This is a genomic window from uncultured Clostridium sp., assembly GCF_900547735.1.
In the GTDB taxonomy this organism is placed as follows: Bacteria; Bacillota; Clostridia; order Lachnospirales; family Lachnospiraceae; genus Otoolea.
On sequence record NZ_URHZ01000018.1, the window covers coordinates 36,694 to 48,940 of the forward strand.

Consider the following 12,247-nt stretch of genomic DNA (forward strand, 5'->3'; position numbering starts at 1 on the left):
CTATGTTTCTCCATATTCCCTTTCCGCTTTCTCCTTAGTGATTGTTAACCGATCTCCGCCGCTCTGTGTCCCTTTGTCCGGCCTCCGCTGCTCTGTGTCCCTCTGTCCGGCCTCCGCTGCTCTGTGCCCCTTTGTCCAGCCTCCACTGCTTTGTGCCCTCTGTCCGGCCTCCACGCCTGCGGTCAGCTTCATTCAATTCTCATCCAGTAATTTGAAATTCGCATCGGTCACTTCTCCGGTATCCAGCGAAAACAAAACCTCATACCGGATGGTTATCGCCGGATAATCGAGCGGTGTCATATCGACCCGGCATTCGCAGAAAGAACCGTTCTGGGACAGGACCGGATAAGTCACCGTAATTTTATCGTGCTCCGTTTGATACTCCAGAAAATCAGGTATCTCGTCTTCGCCGCCGAGCCAGAACCGGTTTACGGCATCCGCTGCATTATCCGGCAGAACCACACTCTCATATCCGCCTCCATATTGGGTCACATGGGTAACCAGACCCGCGGCGGTGTCTATTGTTTTGTCTGTAAAGTTTGTAACTGCAGGCAGCACCAGGAGCTCACTCCCTTCCGCCGTCAGTCCCAGGGTATCCCACACCGTGTCGGCCGTCAGGCCGTTCCCGTATCCCCCCAGAGTCTCTGTCTCCGGCTGGTATGTATAGCCGCGGTCCGTCACACGCAAAAGCTTCCTGCTGCCTGAAAAATTCTCAAAGGTATCCAGCATCGTGTAGGTAGTATCACCCTTTGTGAGAAAATAGTCCCGGTTCCGCCCTGCATTTACAAATGCCAGCACCTGATCTGCGTATTCCCTGGTCTTGCCGCTGTGCGGCGTTCCAAGTGTGACGGCTTTTAATTTAAGGGAATCGGCAAAAAACCGTTCTTTTTCTTCCAGCGCGGCCTTTTGTTGGTCCGACATTTTATCCAGAACATCCTTTACCATCTCTTTTGTCTTTGCTATCTCCTCCTCACTGCGGAAGACATCGGTACCTTTCAAATCATATTGAAGATACCGGTTAAAGGTATGATCTTCAAATACTACAAGCCGCGCAGTCACTGAATACTGATTCTCCGCCCATTCTTCCGAGCCGGTTTCGGCAAAGCAAAGTTTCTCCGGGTCATAGCCGCTCCACTGTTTCTCCCGGATATGGGCGCTTATGAAATCTTTAACCGCGGATGGAGTCCGGATTACGGAAGCAGCGGCTTCCGCGGCTTCATAGCCCGTTATTGGAAGCTCGTGGGAACCGGCTTCCGCCCCGGTATTATTTTCAACCGACGCCCAGAGGAACGTAATAGCCTCACCGTTGCCCGCAACCGCCTGGATGGCAGCTTCATGACGGTAGTTTGTCACCCGGCTGCCGTCTGCCGTCATATAAGATGCCTCCTGGTCGTCCCGATCCGGCAGCAGCTCATTCTCCGTCATTTTGATGTCATCGTACTCTTCCCCTATCCGGCGAAGTGTGTCGCCGAGATGAAATTCATAATCGCTGAAGGTCAGGCGGTTTAGCTCATCATAATAAGGATTCGGTCCGGACTCGGCCTTTGCCTGTGTTTTACCGGCACAGCCTGAGGCTATGGCGGCCGCTGTAAACACCAGGGATAACAGCAGGTATTTCTTCTTCATATTGTTCTCCTTATCATCCTTACCCGGTATTTATTTTGTCTCATGAGTATTTACTTTGCCTCATGGGTATTCACTTCATCTCATAGGTATTCACTTCATCTCATGGGCATTCACTTCAATTCATGGGTATTCACTTCATCTCATGGGCAGTTGTTATTTTATGGGCAGTTGTTATTTTATGGGCAGTTGTTATTTTATGGGCAGTTATAATCGTATAGCTGTAGGCATTTACCGTTATTTCACAGTTCTCCGTGTCCGCGTACCAGTTCTTGCCCTTTCTAAAAATAACGGTTTCGGGAGCCTGTATCTTCTCCCTGCACCAGGCAACCGCATCCTCCGTGTCTAAAGAAAGATTTCTTTTAATCCGTTTTGCCCCGAGTTCCGTCGTATGCAGTTTATCAAGATTCAAAATCAGTTCACATTCGTATTTTTCAATCAAATTCTCATCCTCCTGTTTTATGCTGATTCCGGTTTCGGCAACAAGTGCTTTTACATCCTGCTTCTTACCGCCATGCGGCAGTAAAACCCTACGGGCTTTAGAGGGTGATCCAGTACCTCTGAAAAATACCGGATTTACTTAACCCGGCGGTATCCCGCACTTCGTTCTCCAGGACTCCGCCATTCGCCTTAATTACCTTCGAAGATGCGGTGTTTTCTTTATCACAGGTCAATAAGATTCTCTCTTCGTTGAATTCTCTGCATATGCCTTTCATCAGCTTCAGCATTTCCCCCGCATATCCCCTGCGTCTTTCCGACGGCCTTACGCTATACCCGATATTGCCGCCGTGGTGCAGTAAAAACGGCGAAAGGGGATGTCTGTAATCCATGATACCAACGAGTTTATTGTCACATTGCCTCACGGCCAGATACACTTCGGACGGAACGTAGCCCTCCCCGTATTTTTTCGACAGCCGCGTTTCAAAATTCAGCCACTCGTCATATCCTTCCACCTCTTCCAGGCCTGCGCAGCCGTCAAAGCTGTCGTTATTGCCGTGCATTTCTGCTTTATAGGCCATAACCTGGCCCTCATATTCTTTTGTAGGCTTTATTAATTCGATTCTGTCCATAATGATGCCCCCGCCGCTTTTATTCTTATTACATCTTATTTCCCGCAACTTACCGTTCTTTCGTTTCAGAAGGATTCCGGCTAAATATAGTTCCGGCTATTCTATTATCTTACCATTTTAGGCAGTCTAAAAACAAGGAAAGAGAACAAATATAAATGCATATTCCCTGATTCCTGTTACATTTATCGGGCACAAGCATTGTTATGTCAGCCGGACGACGGATAATCAAGTGGATTTAAGTCTATTTTAACCGGCATTTAAACAGGCGGCAAGGTCACACCCTGCCGCCTGCATTATTCCTTCTTTTATATTTATTCTTCCTGTCCCGCCGCCATCCCTGCCATGTGGGACAGAGATACGCCATTCCCGGCATATCCTTCGTGCAGCCTTCACTGAGCGCCTTTACACGCGTCATAGGCTGCCCCCGGTTCCAGCTCCTGTCTGTTTGTTTATTCCTGAAGGAGAGGGAGCACCGGCCGAAGGAAACCGGTGCTCTTACAAATGAAAAAAATACTCGGGGTTGGGGACTCCCACTTATTAAACGTTTCAAGTGTTGCGTTTGTGACAGATAAAACGGTAAAATATATGTTTTTTACACTTTTTCTTCGGTGTTACATTCCACTGATGTTTTCCGTTTTTAAGCAATGAAGCTTTCGAGCCCCTGCAGATTTATGCGGCGGCACGGGTATTCGACAGGATAATCAAGGATGAAATAAAATACTGTTAAAGTCCCCTCCTTACAGAAATTGAACCGGAATCTTACATACGAATAATTTGGAAGAATCAGGGGATACTTTACCATTATAAAACAATTGGGGGACTTTCATGAAACAATATTCCTGGCTCAAAAAGGCACTCGCACTGGGTACTGTTTTTTTCATTTCACTTTTACTCATAAAGCCCATCGGAGTATCCACACAGTTTTCCGTACTGTCGGGTATTTTCCATAGCGCTTTAGACGAAAACATTATAACCGAAAATAAAGAACGGACTTCCGGCTATGAAAGCACCAACTCTTACTATGACAAAAGCGACGGAAAACTGGCACAATCAATTAAGGAACCCTGGAATTACAATTTTATTTTCGTATTGGCAATTCCGTTCGGGGCCTATACTGCCTACGCCGTCCGTGATAAACGCAAACGCAGTGAAATGAGCGGCGTAGGTGAAGACGTGAATCAAAACCGGCAGGGTTTTCTTCGTCTGTATGTCCCCTCCTTTCTTGGCGGAGCCATACTTCTATATGGCGCAAGAATGGCCGACGGATGTACGAGCGGACATATGATGAGCGGTATCATGCAGGGAAGCGTCAGTGGTTATATCTTTGCGATTGCAGTCTTTCTCGTTGCAATTCCGACCGCAGTGACTATCGGTAATACGAACGGGCGGAGGTAAATCAATGGAAAATGTACTTGCAATTATTTTGGGCTTTTTGTTTGGATATGTATTATATTTATCCGGTGCTTCATCACCAAAAAAACTGATTTCCATGCTGCGCCTTGAAAATTTGGAATTAATGAAAATAATTATCTTCGGCATTGGATTTGCCAGTGCATTGCTGTCACTCGCCGGGTTGACCGGCGTGTTGAATCTTGCGCATTTAGGCGTTAAGGGGACAAACCTGGGCGTAATAACAGGGGGTCTGCTTTTTGGAATTGGATTCGGCACCGTAGGCACTTGTCCCGGAACCTGCGTGGCGGCAACCGGCAGCGGCGGGTATAAAAAGGCAGTCAGCGCAGTGTTCGGCGGTCTTACAGGCGCATGGCTCTTTTCTGTCACCTATGAGTATTGGAAGCAAATCGGGCTGTTTTCCATCATGAATCTTGGAAAACTGACTTTATTTAAAATTACGGATGCATATGATGCCGTGTTTCCGATCGGATTCATGGGTTTGCTGATCGTGGCTGTTCTGTTTATGGTAATCGGTCTAATCCTGCCTGTTAATTTTAAATCCAACAGTTCTTCCTCGTGAACGGAATCTTTGCGGCGTTGGGCGAATTGCAGAACGCACATACTCCTTTACAAACCCTTAAAAAATGACATGCTGATGCGCCTCCTCTGGCAGTCTTTTATGTTTTTTCAGGCCCCCTTCCTTAGTATCCGGGAGCATCTGATTACGGTTGATGAGAGCCGTCACCCGCTGCTTAAAATGGCGGCATGAGCTCGGATATGCTATAGACGGGCTCGTTGCAATGGGAATTACGGATGCGGCAAATTACAGTCTGTAGGACAGGTTTGTGCGGTGAGATGGTTTATAAAAAACGGGAATAAAATCCGCCTTGGAGAGGCGATTTTACTCCTGTTTTCTTTTATAAATGCCGTTATATATTTAGTGTATGTCAAAACTCATCAAAAACCGTATCCCCGCTCTACTCGTGCAGTTTACTATTTTCCCAGCCCGCCTCTATCGCCGCATTACAATCCTCATCAAGCGCTTCGGCTGCCTCCTGCGGCGTTTTGGTTCCGGCAAGGAGTTCGTGAATGTGTGTATAGAACACGTCTCGCACACCGCGCCAATTGGGATTATTGGCGGTAAAATCCACCGTGTTGGACGCGTTGGCAGTATAGGCCTCCTGCATAAAAATGTGTCCGCTCACACGTTCCGTCGTCGCATTGCTGGCAGGGATGCCGACCTGCGCGTAATTCATGAGTTCCTCATTAGACATAAAATAACGCAGGAAATCCTTGGCGGCCCGGACCTTCTCCGGGTCCCCATTGTCGAAAATCTCAAAGCCGGTGACAAAAGACGTGTTATATCCTTTCCCGTCCGGGCTGGGGAAATTGGCCACCCCTGTCGAACTCCTGTCCATACCGGGCAGAGTGGCGCTGTTCGCTATATATATGGCAAGTTGGTTATTGGCAAATAAATTGCTGCAGTCAACTATCTCCATGTTCTCACAGCCGGCCGGAAAATAGCCCTTCTGATAGGAATCAGCGATCCACTGCAGGGCGGCAATCCCCTCTTCCGTATTGAGATTAAAACGGCCCTTTTCATCAAAGAAAGAACTGCCTTTACTGCGCAGTAAAGTCATGATATGCGTATCTCCCTGGTCGTTCTTGGCGTACATCAACATGGGATAGGTCATCTCAGGCAGCTTTTCGGCCAGCGTGGAAAGAATGTCTTCCCATTCCTCCGGTGTCCAGCTCTGTATCGTGCCCTCCTCTCCAATATACTTTTCCAGCCCGCATTGGCGGAACAGATCCCGGTTATAAATCAGCGTGTTTTGAAGACTGTAATAGGGCATCATATAGGTCTTGCCGTCCATCTGGCTCATCTTCCAGAGCATGGTGTCAACGTCTGCCCGCATTTCTTCCGTGATGATGTCGTCCAGCGGCGCCACACGGCCCGTATGTATATATCCCGCCATGTTGAAGTAACCTTCGAACAGAATGTCCACTGCATTATCCGTATCAAAGCAGCCGGTAATATATTCGTCCTCCTCCGTGTAGCCGAATTTCACAACCTCCACCGTGACATCGTAGTCCGTATACTGGGCGGCAAACTCCTCACCTACCCTGCTTAATACTTCATAAGAATCGGTAATGTCCGTGTCGGCATTAGCCACTGTCAACGGAGGGAGCTTTACTTTCAGCGTAATCTGCCGCTTCTCCGCCTCCTGTGTTTTACAACCGGTAAGCGCGCCCACAAGCATAACAAAGAATATTCCCTCTGTAACAATCCTTCTCCAGTTTTTCATTTCTACTCTCCTCTATTTTCCTGCTCCGAGCTTCTGCATCAACTTGTTTACGTCGATTGGTTTTGCAATGAAGCCGTCCATTCCCGCTTCTCTCGCCTGGTCCTGATCCTCCCTGAATGTATTGGCTGTACAGGCATAAATAATAACCTTCTTTGCGTCCGGACGATTGAGTCTGCGGATGAGTTTTGTCGCCTCATAGCCATTCCGCACGGGCATTTGCAAATCCATCAGGATTATGTCGAACTCATATGGCGGGGATTTCTCAAACAGTTCAACTACCTCTCCGCCATCCGCGGCCCGGACTGCGGTAAAATCCGAAGCAGCCAATATTTCCATAAGGATTTCCGCGTTTAAATCATTATCCTCGGCTACCAGAATATGCAGTTTTTTCTCGTTTTCACGGACTTGATGTACGTTGTCTTCCACAACAGAACCGACCGAATCGTCCGGAGCCATCTCCGACATCAGAGCAAAGGTAAAACAGCTTCCTTCACCCAGCCGGCTCATCACAGTCAGTGTGCCTCCCATTTGCTTCGCCAGCAGCGAACTGATGGACATACCAAGACCGGTGCCCTTGCTTCCCTGAGAACTCCGCTCCTGACTAAACGGCTCGAATATCTTTTGCTGGAACTCCTCACTCATGCCGCAGCCGGTGTCTTCTACCTGATAGGTTGTCAATATCCTTCCGCCTTCAGCCGATTGGAATACCCGCATGGTGACATGGCCGCCCTCCGGTGTAAATTTAACCGCATTTCCCAGAATATTGACGAGGATCTGTTCAATCCTTATATCGTCTCCAACAAGGCCGGAACAGATAATACTTGTTTCGACCCGGAAGTCAATCCCCTTATCCTCCATTCGGCTGCGCATCAGGGCCTCTGTCGTAGAAATCAGCTCATTAACAGAAAACGGTTTCGGCACCAGCACCATTTTGTCAGATTGAAGTTTTGACATATCCAGAATATCATTGACAAGAGAAAGCAGGTACTTTGCCGTTGAATCAGATTTTCTAAGATATCCTGTCATTCGTTCAGGATCCCCTATGTTCTGCTGCATCAGATGGATCAGGCCGATAATTCCATTGAGCGGTGTGCGGATCTCGTGGCTCATGTTCGAAAGGAACTCTCCGCGGGATTTTGCCTCCGCTCTTGCCGTCGCAGAAATCAGGGAGATACGTACAATCACGAACATCATCAGGCACAAAACCATCACGACGACTACAAGCATCACAACTGTCATGAGTACAAACTGCTGCGTCTGTTCGCGGAACACTTCCCGGGGAACTGTCAGTACAATGCTCCATGTCGTACCGGGCATTGGGATGAAGGACACCACCTGAGCTCCCTGATCGATGTAATTAAAGTGCAGCAGCAGCTCTTCTCCCTGCCCTATTCGGGCGGTAATATCTGAAATATCCTTTTTTGACAGACCCGCGCAGTTCTGCAGTTGTTCAAAATAATTGTCGATTTCCCCTATTCCAGCACTGCGGTCCCGGTTGACAACATAATTACCGTCTATGTCGATGATCCCGGTATACCCCCGCCCGTCAAAACTGTCTATCTTCAGGCGATCTGCTATCAAGTTGATTTTTGAAAAGCCGATGATTCCGATAAACTGAATACCATCCACCTGAAAGGGGGCACACCGGACTCCATAGACGAGACTTTCTGTAAGCGTTTCCAAAACGTCCAAATCGTCATAGCGCATGACAACTTTATCCTGACCCGAGAGTAATGGCAGCACGTACTTCTTTTCCTTTTCATTTTTAATCACATTTGAGCTGGAGTATGTATTGCCATCAGAATCCACCAGATAGATTGTATTGAATATGTTTGAAATCTGCTCTAAATTTAAGCGTCTGCAAACGTCCTGTATAGTCGCGCATCGGCTTGTCTGCGTTCTGGTGTAAACCGCAGACAGGGAGTCCCAGGAGTTTTCCAATTCGCTTTGAATGTTTTGCATATCATGTCTGGATAATTCCTGCATCGAAGCTACTACCGAAGCATCGGTTGTTTTAGTAAGCTGTTTCATATAGACGCAGACCGCAAGCGATAAAACGACTAATGTCGCTATAACAAAAGCGATTGCCCGGTTCTTTTTTCCTCTTTTTATAACATCCTCCATTCCCCTGGAATGTTCCGCTAAGCCAGATACAGCTTCGTCGTATTACTTTCGCCCGTCATACGGGGAAACGGAAACGGCGGAAATCGCATTTATCTGTAGTATGCCAGGCTTGACAGTATTAACAGGCATTTGACCGGAATCTTGAATCATACGAATGCCGGAAAGAACTCTACAAAAAAGCGTATGCGCGGCTCATCCATACAATTTAAACCGGCTGACCAGCACTTCCAGTGCCTGCGCCTGTGAGGAGAGTTCTTCACTGGCTGCCGCTAATTCTTCCGATGTAGCGGAGTTGCTCTGTACTACATCCGATATCTGCTCCACCTCTGTTCTAATATGTGAAATAGATCCACTTTGAATGTTGGCTGCGTCAGCTATCTTATCCACAGCACTTATCACCTGTTTTGTACTTTCCACGACCTGTGTCAACGATTCTGCTGTTGCGCAGGCTGCTTTTTCTCCGTCTTCAACCGCAGCGACTGATTCCTTAATTAATACCGTTGTATTTTTAGATGCTTCCGATGTCCTGTCCGCCAGATTGCGGATTTCTCTTGCAATTACTGCAAATCCCGCCCCGGCCTCGCCTGCCCTTGCCGCTTCCACAGAGGCATTTAAGGCCAGAATATTTGTTTGAAACGCAATGTCCTCAATTGTTTTTACGATTTTATGAATGTGACCGGACTTCTCACTAATTATTTTCATTGCATCAATCATTTCCTGCATCTTTTTACTGCTCCTAGAGACCTGTACACCCGCCCGGTCTGTCTGGACACGCGCATCACCTGCATTCACCGCCGTTTCATTTACACGCTCAGATATGTTATGTACGGCTGCTGCAAGTTCTTCAACCGAGCCGGCCTGCTCCGCCGCCCCCTGAGCAAGCGCCTGCGCTCCGTCCGCTACCTGTTCGCTGCCGTCTGCAACCTGTTTTGCCGAATGGCCGATCTGCAAAAGGATACGGTTAAGGTTATCGCGAAGCTCCCTCATGGAAATCAAAATACGGTTATACTGACCCCTGTAGTATTCTTTCACTTTTGACTGGACACTGAAATCCCCCTCTGCCATGGAACCAAGGATACCGCTGATATCCTCAATGATCGTCTTCTGATAGCAGATCAAATCGCGTATGCTGTCCGACATCTTTCCCAATTCGTCTTCCGATGTATAGGCAACAAGCACTTCATCCAGCTCTCCCCCTGCCAGCTTCCGGGCGGCATGCTCAATCTCATTTACAGGCCTGCGAATCCCGTTGGATATATAGAGTCCAAATAACAATGCCGACACGATGCTTAAAACCATAATTACAATTACAATGACAGATGCAGTCGCCTGCGCGTGTTCCCCCTCCGTCACCATGAACTTTGCATTCTGACCGGCTACATCCGCTATCTCCTGAAGAGTATCCGACATCTGATCCAGAAGAGGAATATAATTGGACTTCATAATCTGATAGGCTTCTGCACGCTGCTCTGATTCGATCAGTTCAAATACCTGATCACGATATATGATAGCCTGCTCTAAACGTGAATCAACCTGATCCACCAACGCAATATCCCCTTTGAATGATTTCCTGATTACAGGGAATGCCGCACGCATATTTCCAAGATGCTTGTTTGCTTTTGTTACATTCTCATTTGCATCGTCCATGCCCGGATCTAATATAGCATTTAGGATATCCGCCCGCGCAGCCTGCATCTCCCTCTTCGCCACCCATACGTTAACCGTAACGGTATAATTATTGTTATAGAAAGAAGACAGGTTATTGCCAATTTTATTCAGCAAAAACAGCGCTGCGACACTTGCCGTCAGGCATATGGCGATGATCACTGCATACGATAATAACAGCCTGGCTCTTAATTTCATATTCTGTATATGTTTCAACATAATCCCCTCCCAGCGATGATAGAAATCTCTTTCTTAACAGTTCCGCTCTCCAGCGATGGTGTCTTGCGGGGCATTCCATAAAGGAAACTTTTTGTAGAAGTAATTCAGCCTCTCCTCAATAAACGACTGCCAGAGGCCGGCAAATTCTTCCCAATGTTCGGCTTGTAAGGCATTTTCCAACCGGCAGATGAAATCCTTTAAATCGACTTCTATCTCCCCTGTTACCATTATTACAGCCGAAAAAATATATCCCCATGCCACAAGTTCCCTCAATTTCCCATAAATTTCCCGTATCGATGCCGACGGACATTCATTGGAGATGAAATTCAAAAGAACATCAATGCAAAGGATGCTGTTGTTTTTATCATGAAGCTGTCTTATTGTTTGTAACAGCTTCTCCTTCCTCTCTCTTTTTGCAGACTCCAATGTATAGCGGGCCGCGTTGTAAACCGTCAAAGCCAGAATCTGCATTGCCTCTCCGTGAAGGCGCAGGTTTTCCCGGATTTCAGATTTGCCCATGATATCAATATCAATTGATTCCAGACAGACCTTTGTGCCAACTCCCATATAAGTCCTGGTTACCCCAAGTGAGTTCAGTACATCCAGAGTCCGGCGTACTGTAATTAAGGAGACCTGATACCGCTCCGCCATCTTAGGCAATGAGGGCAGATAGCCTCCAACCGGATAAACATCCCACAGAATTTCACGGATAATGGTGGATGCCAGCGTATAACGCACCTGCGGCCGCTGCCGATAAATTGCCCATGTAAACGGAATCTGAGCCTCATGCTCCAGATGATACTTTTCACGGTTTGCCTCAATAAAATCCGCAATACCCAGATAGATATTCAAATAATAGGCATCGGTTTCCTGTTTCAGGCTGTTTGCCTTCTCCACTGATAATAAATCTTCCACCGCATAATTCGCCTTCCTATCGTTTCTGGGTGGATAGAAATAACTGATATAACGCATATTCTGCCAAAAAAGGCCAAGCATGAGTTCATTATGAAATGTATTCAGAACGTCAACATACAGACTGATTGGTTCCGATCCGGTTTTCTCCACTCTGTTTGTCCCACCGGTGCTTTTCTGCATATCCAGTTTTAAATTCTGTATGCCCTTATCCCATATTGATGAAAACAATAAATTACCGCTGAATTGAACATCCAGGATACCTTCCCTGCGCAGAGCAAAATACTTTACAACATTTTCCCTGAACAGTTCTTCCGTCCCCTGATAAACGACCCTGGCGACTTTCCGTTTTTCTGTTTTTATGTATCCGTTCTCTTCCAGCCTGTTTAACGCAATTTGTACGGTATTCCGGGCCACCCTGAATAAAGTGCAAATCTGCGGTACCGACTTCAATTGTTCACCGTATTTGTATATACCAAAGAGGATACGCGATTCATAGTATTCGTAGATCAATTCGTTCAGCCCATTGTTCTTTTCCATCCTTGTCCTCCATTCAGCCCAAGCCCTGCTCATGATGGGTATTGTTTAATTGTACCACTCTTTGAACAGGTATGCAATGCATACCCCTGCATATTCTTACCTAATGTACGAAAGGAATCTTTATCCCCACGGTTCTCGACACTTAGCGCTCTGTCATGCCGCAGAGCATTCTTCAGTTCCTGCTGACAGATCTCATCCGCCGATCTCTTTTTTTCGCAATCCCATACCATCTCGGCAATTTTCAGGAAGAAAAAAGACCGCATACTTTTTAAAGTAAACGGTCTATGTAACACTGTATTTAGTTGTATTAAACTTGATTGGCGATGCAGCACAGCACAGTTTGTATTGAACACACAGTCCGCATGAGACAGGTGCAAAGCGCCGCACGAGGGTGTA

The 12,247-nt window shown here is 47.1% G+C and carries 11 protein-coding genes; 2 read left to right on the forward strand and 9 right to left on the reverse strand.

Annotation, left to right across the window (positions count from 1 at the left end; all coding sequences use genetic code 11):
- The 5 genes from QZT18_RS07925 to QZT18_RS07945 form a co-directional block, all read right to left on the reverse strand.
- Entirely contained in the window at positions 1-192 is a 192-nt protein-coding gene (locus tag QZT18_RS07925) for a hypothetical protein (protein ID WP_294146338.1), read from the reverse strand.
- Positions 193-1,626 (reverse strand): hypothetical protein, encoded by a 1,434-nt coding sequence (locus QZT18_RS07930; protein ID WP_294146340.1) that lies wholly within the window; start codon positions 1,624-1,626, stop codon positions 193-195. It abuts the gene before it with no gap.
- A 130-nt stretch (positions 1,627-1,756) separates the two neighbouring features.
- On the reverse strand, positions 1,757-2,062 hold the full coding sequence (locus QZT18_RS07935; protein WP_366925823.1) for a DUF3781 domain-containing protein: 306 nt from the start codon (positions 2,060-2,062) through the stop codon (positions 1,757-1,759).
- 100 nt (positions 2,063-2,162) lie between these two features.
- The gene (locus QZT18_RS07940) at positions 2,163-2,693 is read right to left on the reverse strand and encodes a GNAT family N-acetyltransferase (protein ID WP_294146343.1); all 531 of its coding nucleotides are present in this window, start codon (positions 2,691-2,693) and stop codon (positions 2,163-2,165) included.
- 274 nt (positions 2,694-2,967) lie between these two features.
- Entirely contained in the window at positions 2,968-3,108 is a 141-nt protein-coding gene (locus QZT18_RS07945) for a hypothetical protein (protein WP_294146345.1), read from the reverse strand.
- Between the two features lie 410 nt (positions 3,109-3,518).
- On the opposite strand from QZT18_RS07945, the gene QZT18_RS07950 reads away from it, so the two are divergent.
- Both QZT18_RS07950 and QZT18_RS07955 read left to right on the forward strand, forming a co-directional pair.
- Positions 3,519-4,088 (forward strand): YeeE/YedE thiosulfate transporter family protein, encoded by a 570-nt coding sequence (locus QZT18_RS07950; protein WP_294146347.1) that lies wholly within the window; start codon positions 3,519-3,521, stop codon positions 4,086-4,088.
- 4 nt (positions 4,089-4,092) lie between these two features.
- On the forward strand, positions 4,093-4,665 hold the full coding sequence (locus QZT18_RS07955) for a YeeE/YedE thiosulfate transporter family protein (RefSeq protein WP_294146350.1): 573 nt from the start codon (positions 4,093-4,095) through the stop codon (positions 4,663-4,665).
- Positions 4,666-5,062: 397 nt separating this feature from the next.
- On the opposite strand, the gene QZT18_RS07960 is transcribed toward QZT18_RS07955, so the two are convergent.
- From QZT18_RS07960 to QZT18_RS07975, 4 genes are all read right to left on the reverse strand, one after another.
- On the reverse strand, positions 5,063-6,391 hold the full coding sequence (locus tag QZT18_RS07960) for an ABC transporter substrate-binding protein (RefSeq protein WP_294146353.1): 1,329 nt from the start codon (positions 6,389-6,391) through the stop codon (positions 5,063-5,065).
- Positions 6,392-6,403: 12 nt separating this feature from the next.
- A complete protein-coding gene (locus QZT18_RS07965; RefSeq protein WP_294146355.1) occupies positions 6,404-8,515 on the reverse strand; it encodes a hybrid sensor histidine kinase/response regulator in 2,112 nt (703 codons plus the stop codon).
- A gap of 192 nt (positions 8,516-8,707) precedes the next feature.
- Positions 8,708-10,399, reverse strand: a complete 1,692-nt coding sequence (locus QZT18_RS07970; protein ID WP_294146357.1) for a methyl-accepting chemotaxis protein — start codon at positions 10,397-10,399, stop codon at positions 8,708-8,710.
- A gap of 33 nt (positions 10,400-10,432) precedes the next feature.
- Positions 10,433-11,851: a GntR family transcriptional regulator gene (locus QZT18_RS07975; protein WP_294146359.1), complete on the reverse strand. Its 1,419-nt coding sequence runs from the start codon at positions 11,849-11,851 to the stop codon at positions 10,433-10,435.
- Positions 11,852-12,247 lie beyond the last annotated feature (396 nt).

Coding starts and splice junctions, on each gene's coding strand:
- QZT18_RS07925 (WP_294146338.1), bottom strand. CDS start 192: ATGAAGCTGACCGCAGGCGTGGAGGCCGGACAGAGGGCACAAAGCAGT.
- QZT18_RS07930 (WP_294146340.1), bottom strand. CDS start 1,626: ATGAAGAAGAAATACCTGCTGTTATCCCTGGTGTTTACAGCGGCCGCC.
- QZT18_RS07940 (WP_294146343.1), bottom strand. CDS start 2,693: ATGGACAGAATCGAATTAATAAAGCCTACAAAAGAATATGAGGGCCAG.
- QZT18_RS07945 (WP_294146345.1), bottom strand. CDS start 3,108: ATGACGCGTGTAAAGGCGCTCAGTGAAGGCTGCACGAAGGATATGCCG.
- QZT18_RS07950 (WP_294146347.1), top strand. CDS start 3,519: ATGAAACAATATTCCTGGCTCAAAAAGGCACTCGCACTGGGTACTGTT.
- QZT18_RS07955 (WP_294146350.1), top strand. CDS start 4,093: ATGGAAAATGTACTTGCAATTATTTTGGGCTTTTTGTTTGGATATGTA.
- QZT18_RS07960 (WP_294146353.1), bottom strand. CDS start 6,391: ATGAAAAACTGGAGAAGGATTGTTACAGAGGGAATATTCTTTGTTATG.
- QZT18_RS07965 (WP_294146355.1), bottom strand. CDS start 8,515: ATGGAGGATGTTATAAAAAGAGGAAAAAAGAACCGGGCAATCGCTTTT.
- QZT18_RS07970 (WP_294146357.1), bottom strand. CDS start 10,399: ATGTTGAAACATATACAGAATATGAAATTAAGAGCCAGGCTGTTATTA.
- QZT18_RS07975 (WP_294146359.1), bottom strand. CDS start 11,851: ATGGAAAAGAACAATGGGCTGAACGAATTGATCTACGAATACTATGAA.